Consider the following 20,045-nt stretch of genomic DNA (forward strand, 5'->3'; position numbering starts at 1 on the left):
AAAAGGAGTGAATAAAATGATATATACTCAGCACCGGCAAGGCATCAAGTGGATTGAGATGATCGTTAGTATTCTTATTATCGGCACTTTAGACTATATGTTTAACCTTTCGATCTTAAAATGGACGATTGACCCACTTATTTTTTATATTTTACTTTTTTCTCTCCGTTACGGACTCCTCGGAGCCTTCGCGAGCTTTCTGTTTACGATGATCTATCACCTGAGTTCTCTCGCCTGGGCAGGAGAAGACGTTTTACTCTTCGTTTATGACCGAGGTGAATTGTCATGGATCATCCTGCACTTCCTAGTCGCGATTTCTTGCGGTATGTTCAGTACTTCTTTCCAAGAACGTTATCTATCCTTACGCTTACGACAAGAGGAAGTGACAGAAGAGAACGAACGGTTGCGCGATACGCTCGAAAAGTTACGCGTTGCGCAAGAGGCAATGCGTAACAAAGTACTTGAATCCAATCACACGTTGACGAACATTTACCGGATTGGAACAGAACTTGATCAATCCGTCGCGGACATTGTACGCGATAAGCTGTTGCAAATCTTACAGGATTCCTTCGATGCAAAGGAAATCGCGATCTACCACGTTGATGCGTCACGTCGTACGCTTCGGTTGCACATTCGTTTCGGTGATAAGGAACTGTTACCGCAAACAATGTTCATCGATCCGGAACAAGGCATCTACCAACGGATGTTCCAAAAACAGGCGATTGCCATCCGGACAATCGATGAGACGGATGTGCCGTTACTCTTAGCACCGATCCGTTATGACGGACGCATCCAGGAAGTCGTCGTCATTCAATCGATCGCTTTTGAACGCTTGACGAATTATGAGATGCACGTCATGCAGTTGATCGTTGATTGGACAGGTTCACGCATCGAAAAAGCGATGCTGATGGAATGGATCGAGACACGACACGAATTAATTGAAGGGACGCATATCTTCAAGCGAGAGCACTTTGATGAAAAAGTGAAATACCAAGAATATAGACGCGAGCATTATGGTCAACCGTATAGTCTCGTTCAGCTTGATATTCGAAATACACCGTTTTCTCTGATTGAACTGGAATTGATCTTGCGACAATCGATGCGTGAAATTGACCTGATCGGTTTTGATGAAGACACGGAACACCTTCAGTTCTTATTACCCGGAACACCTCAAGAACATGCGAACCGATTCCTCGAACGAATCAAGGCTATGTATGTTCAAAAAGGAGGGCGTGTCCAATGACGACACTCCTACTCGTTCTTTATGTCCTTCATCTTTTGCTCATCGTGTTGGCTTATCGCGTACTCGTCTTTCGATTGCCAGAGCAAGAGCGAGGGATCTTAACGTTCATTTGCTTATTCAGTGCCGTCCTACCGCTTCTTGGTGAAGTACTAGGGGGACTGGCTTATCTGATTTCCCGTCGTTTTGCTTCTTCCGATACGTTACTGGATTACGATGAATATGTGCAGTTCGATGTGATGAATCTCGAAGGACTTCAACAACAAGCTGCAGACAATATGGAGATGGTTCCGATTAAAGAGGCATTGAACATGGATGCAAAGCGTCGGAAGCAATCGATGATTCATTTGACGACATCGTCCTTGAAGGAGACCGGAAAGTATTTGCAATATGGACTCGATCATGACGACTCAGAAACCGTTCACTACGCAGCGACGGTGCGAAACTCGCTGTTCGACCGTTACGAAGCTAATCTTCGTCTACGGGAACAACAACTCAATCCGGTAGATGTGACGACGTATCATCTCTTCATTCAAGAGTGTCGAACCTTTCTCGAGAGTGGATTATTAGACGAAGGTGGTATTCACCGATTGGATGAACGGCTTGAGGCTGTACTTGAGCAAATGCGAGCCTTCTATCCGACTGATCTCGTTCGGATTGAAGCAGAAGCAGAGATGGCGCATCGGCAAGGAAAGAATGAGAAGGCGATTGCGTCGTATAAAGAGATGATTCATATCCACCCGACGTTGCCAGACGGATATCTCGCGTTAATCCGCTATTACTTTCGACGAAATGACTGGACTTCGATTGGACCGGTGCTCCGTCAGTTAAGAACAGAAGTGGCAGATGAGGACATCCCAGAAGAACATCGCTTCATATTGGAACGTTTGGAAGGAGGAGACCAATGAATAAGAAACCTTACGGCTATCTCATTGGATTATTTGCCGTGTTATTCGTGACGATGGGCATCGTACAGCTATTTCGTCTCGATTATCCGCATCGACTGATTCCTTCTGAAGAAACGAAGGTCCGTTCATTCGAGACGGCAAATACGAAAACGACTGAAGCAAAAGGGGAGGCACTTCGTGTCTACTTACTTCAAAACGATAGCGACCTGTCAAAAGGCGCAATCGAAAATTTCTCGTATGCGTTGAAATATGCGAAAATCGATCACCAACGGATTCGTACGTCAGACATCAAGACGCTTCAACCAAATGACCGGACAGTGCTTGTCTTATCCGGTGAACATACGAAGGAATGGCCGTATGAGACCATTCGAAAATTCGTCCAACAAGGCGGTCGCTTGTACATCGCTGGTCGATTCATCGATCCGAAATGGGGCAACTTAGTAGGGGTAGAACGCTTTGGTGATTTTAAAGAGGACGTCAACGGGATGACGTTTAAAAAAGACTTATTTCCCGGGTATATCGATTTACCGAAAACTTCTACCTTATTCGTCCATAGTATTGCGGATGTGACGTTAAAAGATGCCGATGTCAAAATCGAGGCTGATGGGAATCCGATCTTATGGACCCATGAATACGGAAAAGGAGAGGTCTTGTTTTGGAATACCTCTTCGTTGCTCGAAAAAAACTCGCGCGGTTTACTCGTTCAGTCCCTTTCGTTGCTGTTTCCAACATTCGTCAGTCAGCAAGTCGCTGTGAAGCTGGCGCATTTCGATGATTTTCCGGCACCCGTACCGGATGCCTCCAACCCAGCGATTCAGAAAAACTATGATTTGACCGTCAAGGACTTCTTCGCAGAAGTCTGGTGGAAAGATATGCAACGGATCGCGAAGGAACAAGATGTCATCTATTCTGGATTCATCATCGGAAGCTATAAGAACGCGATTTATGATACGGAAAAACAATTGATTGAAAACATTCGTTTTCCGATGCTGAACTTCGGACGGGGATTATTGAAGATGGGCGGAGAACTCGGTTTACATGGATATAACCACCAACCGCTCATCGTTAACGGTGAGACGATGGATCCAAGTCTCGGCTATACCACTTGGGAGAACCGTAAACAGATGGTGAAAGGAATCGAGGAAGTAAAAGCAGCGCATCAATATTTCTTCCCGAACGAGCAACTGCGTAGCTATGTACCACCTTCGAACATTATTGGTCCAACCGGTTTATCCGTCTTAAATGAAGCGTTCCCGGATGGAATGATTATCGCGTCTCTTTATATCGGAGACTCCTCAAAAGGAAGTTACATCCAAGAGTTCGAGCCAGATCCTGTTCATAAGAATCTCTATAACTTCCCCCGGATCACAAGCGGATACAATGAATCGCCTGAAGACATGTTCGTCTTAGCGGATGCTGTCGCGAACTTCGGGCTTGTCTCGCACTTCATCCACCCGGATGACGTCCTCGATGAACGACGCTCAAAAGGACAAGGATGGCCGAAGATGGAACGTTCGATTGAAAAGATGTTCAAAACGATTCATACGGATTATCCGTATCTCGAAAGTATGACGCAGTACGATGGCTACAAAAAAATGAAGCTGTATCAAGAATCGAACATCGATGTTCGTTATTCTAAAACAGCGATTGAGATTTCAGGTAGTCAAATGCTTCTTCCTTCGAAGATGGTTGTTCGAGTCAATGAAGGAAAACTAGCGACCGGGTCCTTCGCGTACGGGCAAGTGCGAAAACTTGGGGATGCGGACGATTTATACGAAGTAGAACTCAAGAAGAACTTCGCGCGCATACCGGTACTGGAGGGATCTCAATGAAAATTGGTTTAGTGTTAGAAGGGAGTTATCCCTATGTCAGTGGTGGTGTCGCCAGTTGGGCACATATGTTGATCCAACAAATGACAGAGCATGAGTTTGAACTGATCACGATTACACCTACACGGATGACAGAAACCGACTTCCGGTACACACTTCCTGCGAACGTCGTCGGTGTGACGAACCTTGCACTTGATCAAACTCATGAGACACGTCCGTTAAAACAGACGTTGACGCCGGAACAGGAAGAAGATATTAAACGATGGATGCGATTTCAGGCGACGAATACATCGATTTTCCCGCTTTTTGGTCAAGCGATCGGAACGTCGACTCAATTTTTCTCAAGCCGTCTCTTTTTTGATCTCGTTAAGACGAGTTACCGAGAAGAACGACAAGCTGGCTCCTTCATCGATTATTTATGGATGTGGCGTAGCATGTATGCACCCGTTCTTGAATTGCTCCAAGCCGACTTACCGACCGTCGATCTGATCCATTCTGCGTCGACTGGATATGCAGGACTCGTCGCAGCAGCGATCAAACAGCGACAGCATGTTCCGTTCGTCTTGACGGAGCATGGGATTTATTCACGGGAACGGGAAGAAGAACTCGTCCAAGCGATGTGGATTCCGCAAGAGTATCGCATGCACTGGGTCCAGTTCTTCCATCATTTATCACGCGAAGCCTACGCTGGGGCAGACAATATCATTACGCTCTTTGACCGAAATGGTGAATTGCAGCGCGAACTCGGTGCGCCGGCTGAAAAGATTCGTGTCATCCCAAATGGAATCGATGCGACGGGGCTTGCAGCGTTAGGACATACTCCGAAGCAAGACGTACTCCGGATCGGTGCGATCGTTCGCATCGTTCCGATCAAGGACATCAAGACGATGATCCATGCCGCAAAGGTCTTACAGGAAATGCAGGTTCCATTCGAAATGACGATCATGGGTCCACTTGAAGAAGATCCGGAATACGCCCGTGAATGCCAAGAACAAATCGATCTTTTTGAACTATCAGAGAGTGTGAAACTCGTCGGAAAGGTCGATATTCGGAGCTATCTGCCATCGTTTGATGTCTGTTTATTGACGAGTATTTCGGAAGGTCAACCACTTGCTGTCTTAGAAGGCATGGCTGCAGGGATACCGTGGGTCGTGACGGATGTCGGTGCGTGTTCCGAGCTAATCAATGGACGTGAGGATGATCCTTACGGTCCAGCTGGATTCGTCGTACCACCGGTCAATCCGCGTCGGATCGCGGAGCGATGCGCGTGGTTCCAGTCGCATCCCGAAGAAGCGATTCGCTTCGGACAAAATGGGAAAGAGCGCGCGCTTGCGTATTATCAAACGCACCGCTTCATCTCGGAGTATCAGACATTGTATCAAGAGAGGGGGGTGACGTATGGCGGGCATCGGATTTAAGCTTCAAAAATTATTTCAAGAAGACTATTTCTCATCACGACTAAAAGCATACGCCTTTGCAGGACTCGTCACGTCCGGTCCATGGTTAATCGTCATCTTGACCATCGCTGTGACCCAGTGGCTGACGACATTCCTGTCGATTGCCTCTTTTGAAGAACGGACGACCTTCAATCTGGTCGTCTCATATAGCTTCATTTTTTCACAAGTGTTGCTCGGTATTCAGCAACTCGTCGTCACACGGTATTTAGCAGATTGTTTTTATGAGAAGCGATATGAAGATCTGTTTCCTGCATTTTTAGGAATGACAAAGATGACGATGGCGCTAGGGAGTATCGTCTTTCTCATCTTCCTCAGTTTTTCAAAACTTCCGCTCTTGTTGAACGGACTGATTTTCATTCTGTTCATGACGATTAACCTGATTTGGGTACATTTCCTGTTCTTAAGTGCCGCGAAGTTCTATCAGGCTGTCGCGTATAGTTTTTTGATTGGTGGTATCGTAGCTGTCGGGTCGGTCGTACTCATTGATCGGTATCTGATGGAGTATGTAACGGGTCTCATCACACCAAGTCTTGCCTTAACAGCAGGCTTCACATTCGGTATGGTCGTCACGTTATTTGGTCTATTCACCTCGATGTTGCTGACGTTCCCGCAACGCGGGACGAAAAATCAGTTTACTTACTTGAGTTACTTTGATCGTTACCCAGCACTCTTTTGGACGAGCTTTCTCTACAATATTGGTGTGTGGGTCGGGAACTGGGTTATCTGGTTCTCAGATGGAGGAGCTGTTCATCTTGGGACATTCCGTTATCATCCGTTATACGATACGGCCATCTTCTTGTCCTATTTGACGGTCATTCCGACGATGACGATCTTCGTCGTTTCCGTCGAGACGCGTTTTTATGAACGGTATCGTATTTTTTATGGATACGCGAATGAAGGCGGAACGCTAGATCAGGTCGAAAAAGCGCGGGACGCCATGTTGCTTGTCTTACGTCAGGAGTTACAACGACTGTTTCGAAATCAAGGATTGTTTACGCTGTTTACCTTATTGTTCGCCTCGACGCTACTCGGTTATCTTGCATTACCGGAAGCAACGATCAGTATCTTCCAAATGACGACGATCGGTGCATTCTCGAATGCGATGGTTCTCGTCTTGACACTTTTGTTACTGTATTTTGAGGATCAAAAAGGGGCAGCCTGGATTTCATGCGTGTTCTTCTTCTCTAATGGGATCTTAGCCTTGTTGATCGCGCCGTTCGGTTTTTCCGGATACGGTCTCAGCTTTGCAATCGGGTCGACACTAACGTTTGCATTTGCGCTGATTCGACTCATCCAGTATGTCGCAGACATTGATTATCATACGTTTTGTCGAATGGTCTTACCGCAACGCTCGATGCGCTTTACACGATGGAGTGAACGATTGAATCGCTCCTGGATGTGAAGGAGTGAAAGGTTTCTTTTAAGCGGATGTCGTTAAATTTAAAAGGGCGATCCATTTCCGAATTCGTATCGGAAGTGGATCGCCCTTTTTAGTTTGAATACAAAACATTATTATTTTTGATAGCCGTCCGGATTCTTAGACTGCCAGCGCCAAGCATCCTTACACATGTCATACAAGTTTTTTTCTGCTTTCCATCCAAGTAAACGTTCTGCTTTGGAAGCGTCCGCATAACACGAACCAACATCTCCCGGACGTCTCACCGTGATCTTTCGATCGATTTGCAGAGACGTCGCGTCTTCGAACGTCGCAACGAGTTCAAGCACACTCGTTCCTTGTCCCGTTCCTAAATTGAACGCTTCGATTCCGGAATGATCGTGGTAGAGCGCTTTGATATGTCCTTTTGCTAGATCGACGACATGGATATAATCGCGGACACCTGTACCATCTTCCGTATCGTAATCATTTCCGAAGATTTGAAGGGTATCGAGTTTTCCAGCAGCGACTTGCGTTACGTAAGGCATCAGGTTGTTCGGGATACCGTTTGGATCCTCACCGATGAGACCGCTCATATCCGCTCCGATCGGGTTGAAGTAACGAAGTAACGTAATGTCCCATGTCGGATCAGCATGGGCGATATCTTCAAGCATCTGCTCGATCATCAGTTTCGTCGCCCCGTAAGGATTCGTCGCAGAGCGCGGAGCAGACTCGGTAATTGGTGTCGTCTCAGGCACACCATAAACTGTCGCAGATGAACTGAAGACGAGCTTCTTGACATCATGACGTTCCATTACTTCGAGTAAGACAAGGGAACTGATCAGATTGTTTTGATAGTAGAACAGTGGTTGCGATACCGATTCACCAACTGCTTTTAAACCAGCAAAGTGAATGACGGCGTCAATCGCATGGTTTTGGAAAATTCGCTCTAGTGCCGATTCATCCCGTACGTCCGCTTCATAGAACGTGACCGTCTGTTTCGCGATCTGCTCGACACGTTCAAGAGCACTTCGATGACTGTTACTTAAATTGTCGACGACGATGACTTCATGACCCTCTCGCAGCAGTTCGAGGCAGGTATGGCTTCCGATATAGCCAGCCCCTCCCGTTACTAAAATATTCATGTTGTACCCTCCGATTAATTCCATTATTTATCTAATAATAGCATAAATAGAGAGGTTTTTTCTGGATTTTGCTTTACATTCGTTTCGTTAAACGAATCAGTTGAATACGCGAATCGGACTCGATGATCTGTAAATGATAATGGGTGCTTAACCGCAGTCGTCCCGCCGTATTCGTCCGCTGGAACGTTCCAAGACGCGCCAGTTCTTTTTGAGAAAGACGAGGGTTCTTCCAATCGATGGCGTATGCCCGATCATCGATGAGGTGTACGGTAAACGAATCATACGTCCACGTTTCGTCCAAAGCCGTTTTGATTTTTTGTTTCGGAGATCCGAGACCCGCCCATGTCGTAGCGGGATCGTTAAATAAATCTGTCGCTTGTGTTTGTTTCGGGAGCGCCATGTATTCGTTTGTCCATGTCAACAATGCTTGATCCGTCATCATCGAACCGATCGTTTTTTCGGACAGGTCGTTCACTTTCATATAAGCTTGTGTCCGATCAGGAAGCTGAATACGCGCGCGATCCTTGACGATATCGAGGACAGGGAACGCATCACCAAATACAGCGGATTGAAGAACGGTCGAGGAGTCGGCATGGCGATAGATCGGACTCGATTCTGTTGATACAAAATGATAGATCACGTCTTTCTTCATCCATGTCTGGTACCCCCATGTAGCAAGCGCACCAAAACAAAAGCAAGCGAGCGCGAGAAATACGAGTCGCCAGGAGAAAAATCTTTTTTTCGACACCTGAAGAGGTTGTTCCGTCTGAGGGAGTAGCATCTCGTCTCCTTCATCGAGTAAAGGAACAGAGGTGATGAAGCCATAAAAATCGGCAATACTCTCGCTAGGATGACCTTCTAAAAATCGTTTCCACTCTTCCGGACGAACTGTATCTTGTTGAAACGGTCGAGAGGGGGCTGTACCTGTAAGGTGAAGGCAGGTCGCATGAAGCGAAGAAGATGTAGATAAGGACAGCAGGATTCGTTCATGGAGGCGCTTGATCTCGACTTCCGTGTGAGAGGTATAGAATTGTAAAGCGGATAAGGCACGATGCATAGGACGGCCTCCTTCCTTCTAACGTCAAGATTTGTATGAATTTTCCGTTTGGTTTTATGATATCATTTTTTCTATAGCGACGAATGGAAAAGGAGGTAGGACGGTGCTCGATATTCATAACCATCTTTTACCGTTGACGGACAATGGCGCGACTCACGTCGAAGAGACGATTCGGATGGCACACCGTGCTGCTGCGGAAGAGGTGCGCCGAATCATCGCGACACCTTATGCGACGCATGCGACAGCAGAAGAAGTCCAATTGATCGTAGCGGAGTTGAATGTTTTACTCGCCCAGCGACAGATTCCCGTTCTAGTCTACCCTGGGCATCAAGTTCGCTTAACGCTCGGTTTACGAGATGCTGTTCATCAAGGTCACGTCTTGACGTTAGCGGATACCGCCTATCTGCTAATCGATTGTCCGGATGATTCATTACCGGTCTATACGGAAGAAATCATGATGGGATTAATCGAAGACGGATACCTGCCGATTCTGGCACAACCGGAAGATAACGTGGAACTTCTTCAAAATCCAGAACGTCTGATTCGATTGATGGAAAAGGGTGTGCGCTGTCAACTAGCGACACATAGTATTCTCGGTCATCATGGAGAAGAGAAGAGACTGTTTTGTCAGCGTGCGCTTCAAGAGGGATGGGTCCATTTCATTGCATCGAATGCTAAAAAAGCAACAGATGGTCTTGGGTTTATGCCGGCGTATCATCAGATTGAACAATGGTGTGGAGCAAGTGTCGTCGATCGACTACAATGGAATGCTGAGCAGATTTTGGTATCACCGCCAATTGTCTAATACACGACGGTAGCTTTTCCAATCGGAAAGGCTATTTTTTTAAAAACTTTTTTAATAAATCAAAATCTAGGACAATATGTGATATGATATCATTACTTGGTACTAAAAATATTCAAGCGATTAATCAATACGGGCATGATTACGTTCGAATCTCCGAGGACATCGTCACGTACGCCGCTCAATTCTTTCATTTTTTAGGCATCATCATCATTAGCGTCGTGAACGCTGGAACAACTCGAGGAGGAAGTAATACATGAGTAAAGAAAAAATCGCACAGCTGCGCAAACATGTCTCGCCTTTTGAAAAGGCAGATATCAAGGCCAGCATTCGACAGATGATCAATACGATCCTGCCGTTTCTCGTCATTTGGTTTTTGGCGTATCAAGCACTTCACATTTCAGTCTGGCTCGCAGTACCTCTCGCGATGATTGCCGCTGGATTCGTCGTGCGGATGTTCATCATCTTCCATGATTGTACACATGGTTCGTTCTTCAAAAATAAAAAAGCCAATGCGATCGTAGGAACCATCACAGGTGTGCTAACTCTATTTCCGTACGAAAAGTGGAAACGAGAACATGCGATTCATCACGCTTCAAGTGGTAACTTGGACAAGCGAGGCGTCGGTGACATCTGGGTAATGACGATCGAAGAATACATCGAGTCATCGAAATGGACGCGATTGAAATATCGCCTCTACCGGAACCCACTTGTCATGTTCGGGCTAGGTCCGTTGCTCTTGATTTTGGTGACAAGTCGTTTTAACCGGAAAGACGCACGGAAGAAAGAGCGTCTTAACACATATCTGATTAACGTATCACTGATCGTTTTATACGGTCTCTTGATTTACTGGATTGGCTGGCAAGCATTCTTGATCATCCAAGGGACAACGATGTTTACAGCAGGCGTACTTGGTATCTGGTTGTTTTATGTCCAGCATACATTCGAAGATTCTTATTTTGAAGATGAAAGCGAATGGGATTACGTCAAGGCTGCGATTGAAGGCAGTTCGTATTACGAACTCCCTAAAGTATTGCAGTGGGTGACAGGAAACATCGGTTTCCATCATGTCCATCACCTGAGTCCACGTGTACCGAACTATCATCTAGAGAAGGCACACGTCTCGACGCCACCACTTCAAAAGGCGACGACAATCGGCTTGTTCTCTAGCTTAAAATCCTTACGTTATAAACTGTACGATGCTAAAAATAAGACGTTCGTCACATTCCAGGATATTAAGCATCTCCTGCGTGAACCGAAACCATCATCACTTTGAGCTTGCAGCACTTTATCTTTTTTAAGATGAGGTGCTTTTTTCGTTGAATTCACATAAACTTGACCGATAAAAGAGTAAGGAATGGAAAAATATAGGCACGACAAATTTGGAAATGTTATTCTAAACTAAAGAATAAAGAGAAGATATGTGCAGAGAGGAGGACTGGCATGAAAGGGAAAATATACTTCTGGCTGCTGTTTTTAAATGCGATTGCGACAGTAGGGGCGCTTGTCTACCTGTCTTTTGAACTGGGCGCTTTCGGCATTGTCTTAATGGGGCTAACGATCGTCTGGCTTGCTTGGAAAGTATTACGACTCTTTTCTTCGGTGATCCGATTGCAACAAGAAGGCATTGAGGTAACCGAACATCGTTTTCCGGAACTGTATCATGATATCGCGGCGTTATCGGAACGTTTGAATTTAAAGACACCACGCATCTACATCGTCGGAGACAATGTATCGCCTATTAGAGGAGTAAGTTTGTTCCGAACGAACGTGTTTTTCTTACCAGAGAAAGCCATGAGAGAGCGAAATGAGTTCGAACGAGTTCGGGAGTTGCTTCGTCTGAAACACAATGACGAGGAAAAACGATTCGCATTATTATTAGGCAGTTGGATTCCATTTCTAAGACCGGCTTATTTGCGAGCTGTATTTTTGTACCGGGATCGTCAAGCCATGCATCTTGTAGAAGACCCAGATAGTGTCATGCAGGGTATTCTAAAAGAAAACGGACGGCACCAATTGATCAATGAAATCGATGTAACAGCATATTTAGCTGAAAAGAGGCAGATCACGCTAGCTGAAGTTGTTAGCGAAATGGTCTACGCGACACCGACGACAGACAGACGATTGATTGAATTAGGCTGGATGTCACGCGAGACCCCTACTGGGCAACGTGCTGTTCGTTTTTTGTTGGTAGCATCGAGTATAGTAGCATTCGTTTTGATTGGCTGGAGTGTCCAGAACGTTTCATTGTCAAATGAAACCGCAAAAGCTGTCGTCACCTCATCGGATGAATCAAAGGCGAATGGATTGCAGGAAACGAAATTGATGGCTGCCATTCAAAAAGGCACGTTAGAAGAAGTCCAAAAGGAGTTACCAGACGGAGATATGAAAGCCGTGGATGCAGATGGTGATACAGCACTTCACTATTTAGGGTATCGGAAGTCAAGTGAAGGACTAAAGGAAATCTTTGATACGTTACTTAAGCAGGGGAGTGATGTGGACGCGATCAATGACTTTGGAGAACGTCCGTTCATCACAGCAGTATATAGTAACAATAATGAATTAGTAGAATTGTATTTAAAGAACGGTGAAAAGATCAATCAGCTCGATGATCAAAAGTACACGCCTTTACATCATGCGGTGGAAGGGGAAGGCGTTCAAACCGTGAAAGTATTGCTAGAACAAGGGGCAGACGTCTCGATTAAGAATAAGGATGGTTTGACGCCTTTGATGTTGGCGCAACAATATGAATTAGATGATATCATTCGATTGTTAAAGCAACATACGTCTCAAACATTATAAGAAAAATGCTCCTTCCCCGGTCGGGGAGGAGCATTTTTTGTGAACTTATTTACCTTGAAGAGCTGGATCCACGTTAAGGATACGTCCTTCAATTTTGTAATCGATTGTTTTCTTAGAAATCGCGTAGTCGCGGAACGTTTCCCAGTCAGAGAGACCGAGGTCTGTGAAACGACCATCATCATAAGCTGTTTTAAATGCTGTTAAGCCATCGGCTCCTGTCGCAGAGAAAGCATTTGTTGCAACAACGTACATTTTCGCTGGATCAACGACTTCTTCCACTCCGCCATCCTTCGTGATTGTCATCTTCGTGACACGCTCACCTTTTGCTTTTGAGCCATCGTATTCGAGCTTCATACCAGAAACTTGTAAGAAACCACCGTTTTCAAGTGGGAATAATCCAACACTGCTTTCGAACAATTGTTTTAATTCTGCTCCTGATAATTTAACCGTCGCAAGCGTATTACCGAATGGTAATGTTGTTAAGATTTCGCCAGTTGTCAGTGGACCTGCATCGATAGCAGCACGAATTCCACCACTGTTTTGAACAGCGATGACGGTATCAGGATTTAATGTTTTTGCTTTTGCAAGCATGCCGTCTGTAATTAAGTTACCAAGAGCTGTTTCTGAGTTACGTACACTAATTGGATTATCTGGGTTTGTCCGTAAGTTAGGGAGTGCTGTCAATACTTCTACACCAATTTCTTGATTTTTGATAGCTGAAATTTTGTCAGCGTAAGGCTTCAAGATTTCAGCAGCACCTGCATCCGGAAGCTGTGCTTTTACATCAAGTAGTGATCCCTTATATGATTTAAGCTTTCCTTTGTAGTCGAATGTCATATTGACATCTCCAAGGAACTCGCTATATTGATACGCTTGAACGATAATTGTTGGTTCTGTTTTCTTTGGATTGACTTCTGGATCAACAGGTACATAAGTCGGTTGAAGAAGCTTAGAATGTGTATGACCACCGACGATGACGTCAATTCCATCAATATTTTGAGCGAGTAATTGATCATTATCGACTGCAGGATTATCATCGTAACCGATATGCGTCAACGCAACGATTTTATTGATACCGCGTGCTTTGAACTTATCAACCGTCGCTTGAGCACTCTTGATATAGTTCGAGAAAGCAACCGTTCCTGGACTTGAAATGTCGACTGTCTCTTCTGTCGTTAAGCCGAAGAAACCAACTTCTTCACCGTTGATTTTTTTGATGACACCTTGGTAGATCCGTCCATCTTCCGGACCAGACGTGATTGTTTTCTTTTGCATGCCATTGAAGAGCGGATTTTTACTGAAATCAACGTTTGCTGTGATGAATGGGAAGTCAGCGCCAGCAACGAAGGCTTGCAAAGCAGCACCTTGATCTTTAGCACCTAGATCAAACTCATGGTTACCGAACGTCATCATGTCATATTTCATGTAGTTCATGAGTTTAAGATCGGCTTGTCCTTTGAACTCATTGAAGTAAAGTGATCCAGAGAAGACGTCACCTGCATCAAGAAGAAGCGATGGTGTACCTTCTGCACGGTAAGCGGCACGGCGTTCTTTAATAGCAGTTGCGCGCTTTGGTGCAAGATCAAGCGAAGCGTGTGTATCGTTCGTATGGAGTAATGCGAGGCTGAAATCATCTGTATTGATGTCACGGACGATGATTTTTGCTTTTGTTGTGACTGTTTTACCTTTATGCGTTAAGCTACCTGTCGCGTAGTAAGTACCTGACTCACTTGTATCGACTTTGCTCCATTTGATTTCTTTATCGTAGACTTTACCGTTTGCGTAAAGAACAGCTAGTTTTTTTGGAAGGTCTGGTTTTTGATCGACTGAAATCACTTGTTCCTTTACGGATTCGATGATTTTGATGACATAGTTTTCGACGTGAATTTTTACTTCGATTGGGAGCTTTTTCTTACCATATGTGCCATGAACCGTTTGGTAGCGATTGAAGATGTGCTTGTTATATGCACCCCATGAAATTTTTTCTCCCTTATATGTAGCTGGAAGCTTAACGGGTTCACCTTTAGTGAAAGTGAGTGACTTCAATTTGACCGTCTTGACTTTGACATGAGTTGCAGCAGATACGGTCGTTTGTGCAGCCGGCACGATTGCCGATGTCGTCAATGCGACAGCTACAGCTGCCGCGTAAAGCGGTTTTGATTTGTACATAAATAAAAATCCTCCCTCGAGATAGTATGAGGTCGACTAGCGATCGATGACCTCTTCTTCTACTATAAATGCTTAACGGACAATCGTGTCATGAACCTTTTGTAAAATGCGTAAATTCTTAGGTCCGACGACAATACAACCCCAGCAAGTCGTTTGCTTTCTTCTTTAAAGTAAAAAAGACAGAAAATGATTGCGCTTACATTATATCTTTTTATTCAACCAAAGGAAACGTAATTTATGAAGGAAGCATACATATTGCCCTCATTTTGAGATAATACCATAGTCATCATTTTCAAGATATTGTATAATTTATTATATAAAACACATGTGATGGGGAGGTGGAGAGTTTAAATGAATGAAAAGCTGCGCGGTAGTCTACTTGTAGGAATTCTTTGTGTAATGGGCTTCTTGATTATTTGGGGGCTGGCCTCTCCACCAACGACAATTGAGTTCCCCTATTTTACCCATACTTAATCTTAGTGAAGAATCGACAAGTATCACTTGTCGATTCTTATTTGTTTAGTAGGAAAGCTACAGTTTGGTGTCGGTTCACGCTATACGTTGACACGCTTTTTACGGATGGCTAGAATTGATTAAGTGTACTTCGTGTATACACAATTGAAAGATAAACGAGGGGGGATGGATAATTAGACATGATACATCATGTCGATCGGAGGAATGTTCGTTTGAGGAATCGCGGACAGAACCCGTTTTTTGTTTGAATTTGATCCAGAATTCATTGAATTACAAATACATGCACCATGAAATCGGAAGGAACTTACACTTATGTTGAAAGAAATGAAAAGTATCATCCGGGAACAGGTTGAAAACTTTCCTTTGATTCGCCGGCTCGCGCGATATGAAATTAAGTCCGCGCACGCAGAACAACGCCTTGGTCTCTTATGGGAGCTCCTCAATCCGGGTCTCCAAATTTTCATCTACTGGTTCGTCTTTGGTGTCGGTCTGCGAGGGAATGAAAATGTGGATGGGAACATTCCATTCATCGTATGGCTTCTTTGCGGGATCGTCGTTTGGTTCTTTATCAACGATGCTTTATTACGTGGATCGAACTCGATCAATAGTCGACTTGCGATGGTGACGAAGATGCGTTTCCCGATGAGTGCCATTCCGTCGTACGTTATTTTGTCACGGATGTATCAACACTTCGCAATGCTTGTGATCGTATTCATCGTCATCCTCGCAAATGGGATTCCGATTACATGGAAACTACTTCAGTTACCTTACTACATGATTGCGACGTATATTTTCGTCTACGCATTTTCACTTTGTTTCTCAACGCTCATCACGCTCGTTAAAGATATTCAGCTCTTCTTACAATCGATGATGCGGATGCTCTTTTATATGACACCGATTCTTTGGAATATCGAGCGATTCCCAGATGCTCTGCATGGTGTCCTTCGCCTAAATCCGGTCTACTATCTCGTCGAGGGATACCGGGCAAGTTTGCTTGGTGGCCATTGGGTCTGGCAGGAATGGCCAACTGGATTATACTTCTGGAGTGTCACGCTCTTGTTGTTCACAGCTGGAACATTCTTGCATATCAAATTCCGTAAATCATTCACTGAGCTCGTCTAAGGGAAGGAAATCGCCATGTCTATGATTAAACTCGACCATGTCACGAAACGCTTCGACATGGTTACGACTACAAAAGAAAAATTCAAGCTCTTGTTCAAGAATCAAAGCAAGAGCGTTAAAACATTTACTGCACTGCGAGATATCTCGCTTGAAATCGGCTCGGGTGAAGTCGTTGGACTCGTTGGAATTAACGGTTCCGGTAAATCCACACTTTCGAACTTGATTTCAGGAATCATCTATGCAAACGAAGGAGACGTCGCCATCAATGGTGAAGTCGCGATCATCGCTGTCTCACAAGGATTAAAGAATGTCCTGACAGGGCGAGAGAACATTCGCTTGAAGTGTCTCATGCTTGGGATGGATGACGCGGAAATCGAGCGTCGGATGCCAGGAATCATCGATTTCGCTGATATCGGAGATTTCATCGATCAGCCAATCAAGAAGTATTCGAGTGGGATGAAATCTCGACTCGGATTTGCGATTGCCGTCAATGTCGACGCAGATATTCTAATTGTTGATGAAGCCTTATCCGTTGGTGACCAAACCTTCTATAATCGTTGTATTGATAAGATGAACGAGTTTAAGGATGAAGGCAAGACGATTATCTTCGTCAGCCACTCGTTATCACAAATCAAGAGTTTTTGTGAACGCGTCATTTGGCTCGAATATGGTCAAGTACGACTCGACGGAACAACGAAAGATGTCTTACCGGAATACAAAAAGTTTCTTGCGGAATATAAAAAATGGTCGAAAGAGGAGCAACATCAATTTCGGCGTGACCGTTTAAAAGCACAAGCTGCTAATGCTCGTTCCGGGAAACAAAACACGGATTCAGATGAAAACATCAAACATCCGGCATTGATCTTATCTGCGCTAGGTATTCTTGTACTTGCAGCAGGAAGCTTAATGGTCGTTGATGAGACGCCATCTTTGGCGAATTTAAGCGACGCTATCTTAAATTTCTTTTGATTCTCTGCGCCAGGTACCAATCGGTATCTGGCTTTTTGCATTATGTAAGTAGGAATTAGTAAAAGGAATGAAGAATGCTAAAGTGAGTGGAAAAAGAAGGAATCATCGCAACTCAAGAAATGTAATCAAAAAAAACGGAGTCTTGGACTCCGCTTTCATCAGGTTTGTGAACGATCCATATAGGTTTTGACGCGTGGTGCTTCATACGTTGAAAAACGTTCTAAAAGACGTTCAGCATCTGATTCGACGATCAACATGGATCGGTGTTCTGGAATCAAAAATCCTTGACGTTCCATCGTATCGAATAGGGAAATCAAGGCATCATAGTAGCCATCAATGTTCAGTACACCACATGGCTTTTCATGAAGTCCAAGCTGTGCCCAAGTGAAAACTTCAAAAAATTCCTCCATCGTTCCAGGACCACCTGGGAGAATGATGAATCCGTCAGAGAGCTCTGACATTTTGGCTTTTCGCTCATGCATCGAGTGGACGAGATGCAGTTCGGTTAGTCCAGGATGCGCAAGTTCTTTTTCCTGAAGAAAGTGGGGAAGAACACCGATTGCTTGACCTTTAGCAGCGAGCGTAGCATCTGCGACTGCGCCCATCGTTCCAACGCGTGATCCTCCATAAACAAGTCCGATGCTGCGCGCGGCGAGCGCTCGACCGAGTTTTCCTGCCGCCTCTCGAAAGAGTGGATCGGCACCATCTTTAGAACCACAAAATACAGCAAGTCTATTCATGAAAGAACCTCCTTCGTTATCTTCACCATAGCATATTCGGTGATCGGACGGCAGGGTAGACCAGAAAGGAGCTTGATATGCGACCACGTACAATTGTTTGGCTCGTCCTAATCATCGCAGCAATCAATTTAGGACTTGGGATATGGATGCCCGATACATCGACTCGAACGACGATTAGTTCAATATTACTAGGATTGATTCTAATACTCGGAATATTTTATGTCATTGCGTTGCGACAATCATCTAAATAAAAATGCTCGTTCGACTCATATGAGTTGAGCGAGCATTTTTATTTAGATTTGAAAAAATAAAGCGATGGAATATTCAAAAGAATCTATTTTCATACACAAATTCAATACTTTGATGGATAGTTTGTAAAAAAAGAACAGTATTCAGGACATATGATACGTGTCAAAAGTAATGGTTATAATGAATAATGTGTAAAATAACATAAATATTCGTATTCGAATATTTAGAGGGGGTCTAAGGATATATGATGTTGTTACAAAGCCAGACGAAAAAAATTAGGAGGTTATTTATATGAACTTGAAAAAGAAACTAGGTTTAGCAATTGCTGCTTTATCATTGACTGCTACTTTCGGTGTCAGTGCTGCAAATCAAATTGGACATAAAGACATAGCAATCGAACGTATTCCACTTGAATATTCGGTTAAACGTGACGTAGCAATCGAACGTATTCCACTTGAATATTCGGTTAAACGTGACGTAGCAATCGAACGTATTCCACTTGAATATTCGGTTAAACGTGATGTAGCAATCGAACGTATTCCACTTGAATATTCGGTCAAACGTGATGTAGCAATCGAGCGTATCCCACTTGAATATTCGGTCAAACGTGATGTAGCAATCGAACGTATCCCACTTGAATATTCGGTTAAACGTGACGTAGCAATCGAGCGTATCCCACTTGAGTACTCAGTCAAACGTGACGTAGCGATCGAACGTATCCCACTTGAGTACTCAGTCAAACGTGACGTAGCGATCGAACGTATTCCACTTGAATATTCTACAACACGAGCATAATTAACTATTTTGACTAACAATGTTTTTTAAAAAATCACTTCGAATAGAAGAAATGATTTTTTTATACTGATTCATGTTGAGTAGTTCGAACAAAAAATACGCTTTGTCATACGCACCAATAATTTGTTCTTTAGTCGCGCCCAACTTCTCAAGGCAATCTCCCTTTTGAGCGTATAACTGTCCTAATACCGACATGTCTTTAAAATTAAGGCTTTCTTCAATTGCTTCATCAATCAATTGCAGAGCTTGTTCATATTTAGAGAAATCTAATAAAATTTTAGAAAAATTATAGGTGATTCTAATTTTTTCTGTTACTAAATCATCGCTATCAAAATTTAATTTGAGGATTTCCTCATAAACATTAATACTATGCTGATAACTTTTATTTTCAGAGTATAGATTCGCGATAGCTGACTTAATACGAATCAGCATACTGGGTGAATAATGAGAAGTTAGATAATCTGCTGATAAATTTTGAAGCTCAACGATACAGGTTCGATAATCAATTTTTTGAAGCCGATACGAACAAAGGTAATAGTAGTATTTGTACAATAGTACAAACTCAAAAGAAGAATCATGTTGCTCTAAAATCTTTTGACTCTCTTTATAGATCGACTCAAAGTCTTGATTTCTAAAACGATGTAGTAAGTCTTCATCGATCGTCTTTAATGAATCTTGTTGACGATTGGGATCTAGAAACGCAGAAATTGGAACTTGTAACCTTCGGGATAGCGCATATAACAATTCGATTGTTGGGGAATGTGTGCCACTCTCAATCTTACTGATTTCTGCTTGACTGCAGATACCGTTTGCTAAATCCTTTTGCGTTAGATTATGTTTTTTTCGCAGACGGCGTAACGCCAAACCAATTTGCGGTGACGTGAAATGATCCATTGGATCCTCGTCCTTTCA

18 protein-coding genes are annotated in these 20,045 nt (G+C 43.9%); 13 read left to right on the forward strand and 5 right to left on the reverse strand.

What is annotated here, in order from left to right:
* Positions 1–16: 16 nt before the first annotated feature.
* The 5 genes from ACV3PA_RS04855 to pelG are packed head-to-tail and all read left to right on the forward strand — an operon-like array spanning position 17 to position 6,836.
* The gene (locus ACV3PA_RS04855) at positions 17–1,243 is read left to right on the forward strand and encodes a GAF domain-containing protein (RefSeq protein ID WP_456125753.1); all 1,227 of its coding nucleotides are present in this window, start codon (positions 17–19) and stop codon (positions 1,241–1,243) included.
* Positions 1,240–2,148 carry a hypothetical protein gene (locus ACV3PA_RS04860; protein WP_456125754.1) on the forward strand — a complete coding sequence of 303 codons (909 nt, stop codon included), beginning with the start codon at positions 1,240–1,242 and terminating at the stop codon, positions 2,146–2,148. Before ACV3PA_RS04855 ends, ACV3PA_RS04860 begins: the two co-directional genes overlap by 4 nt.
* Positions 2,145–3,980 carry a DUF2194 domain-containing protein gene (locus ACV3PA_RS04865; RefSeq protein ID WP_456125755.1) on the forward strand — a complete coding sequence of 612 codons (1,836 nt, stop codon included), beginning with the start codon at positions 2,145–2,147 and terminating at the stop codon, positions 3,978–3,980. Before ACV3PA_RS04860 ends, ACV3PA_RS04865 begins: the two co-directional genes overlap by 4 nt.
* On the forward strand, positions 3,977–5,395 hold the full coding sequence (gene pelF, locus ACV3PA_RS04870) for a GT4 family glycosyltransferase PelF (RefSeq protein ID WP_456125756.1): 1,419 nt from the start codon (positions 3,977–3,979) through the stop codon (positions 5,393–5,395). Before ACV3PA_RS04865 ends, pelF begins: the two co-directional genes overlap by 4 nt.
* The gene (gene pelG, locus ACV3PA_RS04875) at positions 5,376–6,836 is read left to right on the forward strand and encodes an exopolysaccharide Pel transporter PelG (RefSeq protein ID WP_456125757.1); all 1,461 of its coding nucleotides are present in this window, start codon (positions 5,376–5,378) and stop codon (positions 6,834–6,836) included. Before pelF ends, pelG begins: the two co-directional genes overlap by 20 nt.
* A 110-nt stretch (positions 6,837–6,946) precedes the next feature.
* Here the strand turns inward: pelG and galE are convergent, their stop codons facing one another.
* Positions 6,947–7,954 (reverse strand): UDP-glucose 4-epimerase GalE, encoded by a 1,008-nt coding sequence (gene galE, locus ACV3PA_RS04880; protein ID WP_456125758.1) that lies wholly within the window; start codon positions 7,952–7,954, stop codon positions 6,947–6,949.
* A gap of 73 nt (positions 7,955–8,027) precedes the next feature.
* The gene (locus tag ACV3PA_RS04885; protein WP_456125759.1) at positions 8,028–9,011 is read right to left on the reverse strand and encodes a hypothetical protein; all 984 of its coding nucleotides are present in this window, start codon (positions 9,009–9,011) and stop codon (positions 8,028–8,030) included.
* A gap of 103 nt (positions 9,012–9,114) precedes the next feature.
* Between ACV3PA_RS04885 and ACV3PA_RS04890 the strand changes: the two genes are divergently transcribed.
* The 4 genes from ACV3PA_RS04890 (at position 9,115) to ACV3PA_RS04905 (ending at position 12,615) form a co-directional block, all read left to right on the forward strand.
* Positions 9,115–9,816, forward strand: a complete 702-nt coding sequence (locus ACV3PA_RS04890; protein WP_456125760.1) for a tyrosine-protein phosphatase — start codon at positions 9,115–9,117, stop codon at positions 9,814–9,816.
* Positions 9,817–9,899: 83 nt separating this feature from the next.
* Positions 9,900–10,073 carry a hypothetical protein gene (locus tag ACV3PA_RS04895; protein ID WP_456125761.1) on the forward strand — a complete coding sequence of 58 codons (174 nt, stop codon included), beginning with the start codon at positions 9,900–9,902 and terminating at the stop codon, positions 10,071–10,073.
* Entirely contained in the window at positions 10,070–11,089 is a 1,020-nt protein-coding gene (locus ACV3PA_RS04900; protein WP_053454334.1) for a Delta(5) desaturase DesA, read from the forward strand. The genes ACV3PA_RS04895 and ACV3PA_RS04900 overlap by 4 nt, the downstream gene beginning before the upstream one ends.
* A gap of 167 nt (positions 11,090–11,256) precedes the next feature.
* Positions 11,257–12,615, forward strand: coding sequence for an ankyrin repeat domain-containing protein (locus ACV3PA_RS04905; protein ID WP_456125762.1), 1,359 nt, complete (start codon positions 11,257–11,259; stop codon positions 12,613–12,615).
* A gap of 45 nt (positions 12,616–12,660) precedes the next feature.
* On the opposite strand, the gene ACV3PA_RS04910 is transcribed toward ACV3PA_RS04905, so the two are convergent.
* Entirely contained in the window at positions 12,661–14,784 is a 2,124-nt protein-coding gene (locus ACV3PA_RS04910; protein WP_456125763.1) for a 5'-nucleotidase C-terminal domain-containing protein, read from the reverse strand.
* Between the two features lie 786 nt (positions 14,785–15,570).
* Between ACV3PA_RS04910 and ACV3PA_RS04915 the strand changes: the two genes are divergently transcribed.
* Together ACV3PA_RS04915 and ACV3PA_RS04920 are read left to right on the forward strand one after the other, a co-directional pair.
* Positions 15,571–16,380 carry an ABC transporter permease gene (locus tag ACV3PA_RS04915; protein WP_023469416.1) on the forward strand — a complete coding sequence of 270 codons (810 nt, stop codon included), beginning with the start codon at positions 15,571–15,573 and terminating at the stop codon, positions 16,378–16,380.
* A gap of 15 nt (positions 16,381–16,395) precedes the next feature.
* On the forward strand, positions 16,396–17,349 hold the full coding sequence (locus ACV3PA_RS04920; RefSeq protein ID WP_053454330.1) for an ABC transporter ATP-binding protein: 954 nt from the start codon (positions 16,396–16,398) through the stop codon (positions 17,347–17,349).
* Positions 17,350–17,507: 158 nt separating this feature from the next.
* On the opposite strand, the gene ACV3PA_RS04925 is transcribed toward ACV3PA_RS04920, so the two are convergent.
* Positions 17,508–18,089: an LOG family protein gene (locus tag ACV3PA_RS04925; protein WP_456125764.1), complete on the reverse strand. Its 582-nt coding sequence runs from the start codon at positions 18,087–18,089 to the stop codon at positions 17,508–17,510.
* A gap of 77 nt (positions 18,090–18,166) precedes the next feature.
* Here ACV3PA_RS04925 and ACV3PA_RS04930 point away from each other — a divergent pair, with 77 nt between their 5' ends.
* Positions 18,167–18,340 carry a hypothetical protein gene (locus tag ACV3PA_RS04930; protein ID WP_456125765.1) on the forward strand — a complete coding sequence of 58 codons (174 nt, stop codon included), beginning with the start codon at positions 18,167–18,169 and terminating at the stop codon, positions 18,338–18,340.
* Between the two features lie 289 nt (positions 18,341–18,629).
* Positions 18,630–19,133 carry a hypothetical protein gene (locus ACV3PA_RS04935; protein WP_456125766.1) on the forward strand — a complete coding sequence of 168 codons (504 nt, stop codon included), beginning with the start codon at positions 18,630–18,632 and terminating at the stop codon, positions 19,131–19,133.
* Here the strand turns inward: ACV3PA_RS04935 and ACV3PA_RS04940 are convergent, their stop codons facing one another.
* Complete coding sequence (locus ACV3PA_RS04940; protein ID WP_035396046.1) at positions 19,134–20,027, reverse strand: helix-turn-helix domain-containing protein; 894 nt, start codon at positions 20,025–20,027, stop codon at positions 19,134–19,136. It abuts the gene before it with no gap.
* Positions 20,028–20,045: the final 18 nt, after the last annotated feature.

It is taken from the genome of Exiguobacterium sp. EA-TM-5, assembly GCF_053878415.1.

Coding starts and splice junctions, on each gene's coding strand:
- ACV3PA_RS04905 (WP_456125762.1), top strand. CDS start 11,257: ATGAAAGGGAAAATATACTTCTGGCTGCTGTTTTTAAATGCGATTGCG.
- ACV3PA_RS04925 (WP_456125764.1), bottom strand. CDS start 18,089: ATGAATAGACTTGCTGTATTTTGTGGTTCTAAAGATGGTGCCGATCCA.
- ACV3PA_RS04865 (WP_456125755.1), top strand. CDS start 2,145: ATGAATAAGAAACCTTACGGCTATCTCATTGGATTATTTGCCGTGTTA.
- ACV3PA_RS04915 (WP_023469416.1), top strand. CDS start 15,571: ATGTTGAAAGAAATGAAAAGTATCATCCGGGAACAGGTTGAAAACTTT.
- ACV3PA_RS04930 (WP_456125765.1), top strand. CDS start 18,167: ATGCGACCACGTACAATTGTTTGGCTCGTCCTAATCATCGCAGCAATC.
- ACV3PA_RS04860 (WP_456125754.1), top strand. CDS start 1,240: ATGACGACACTCCTACTCGTTCTTTATGTCCTTCATCTTTTGCTCATC.
- ACV3PA_RS04910 (WP_456125763.1), bottom strand. CDS start 14,784: ATGTACAAATCAAAACCGCTTTACGCGGCAGCTGTAGCTGTCGCATTG.
- ACV3PA_RS04895 (WP_456125761.1), top strand. CDS start 9,900: ATGATATCATTACTTGGTACTAAAAATATTCAAGCGATTAATCAATAC.
- ACV3PA_RS04935 (WP_456125766.1), top strand. CDS start 18,630: ATGAACTTGAAAAAGAAACTAGGTTTAGCAATTGCTGCTTTATCATTG.
- pelG (WP_456125757.1), top strand. CDS start 5,376: ATGGCGGGCATCGGATTTAAGCTTCAAAAATTATTTCAAGAAGACTAT.
- galE (WP_456125758.1), bottom strand. CDS start 7,954: ATGAATATTTTAGTAACGGGAGGGGCTGGCTATATCGGAAGCCATACC.
- ACV3PA_RS04855 (WP_456125753.1), top strand. CDS start 17: ATGATATATACTCAGCACCGGCAAGGCATCAAGTGGATTGAGATGATC.
- pelF (WP_456125756.1), top strand. CDS start 3,977: ATGAAAATTGGTTTAGTGTTAGAAGGGAGTTATCCCTATGTCAGTGGT.
- ACV3PA_RS04920 (WP_053454330.1), top strand. CDS start 16,396: ATGTCTATGATTAAACTCGACCATGTCACGAAACGCTTCGACATGGTT.
- ACV3PA_RS04885 (WP_456125759.1), bottom strand. CDS start 9,011: ATGCATCGTGCCTTATCCGCTTTACAATTCTATACCTCTCACACGGAA.
- ACV3PA_RS04940 (WP_035396046.1), bottom strand. CDS start 20,027: ATGGATCATTTCACGTCACCGCAAATTGGTTTGGCGTTACGCCGTCTG.
- ACV3PA_RS04900 (WP_053454334.1), top strand. CDS start 10,070: ATGAGTAAAGAAAAAATCGCACAGCTGCGCAAACATGTCTCGCCTTTT.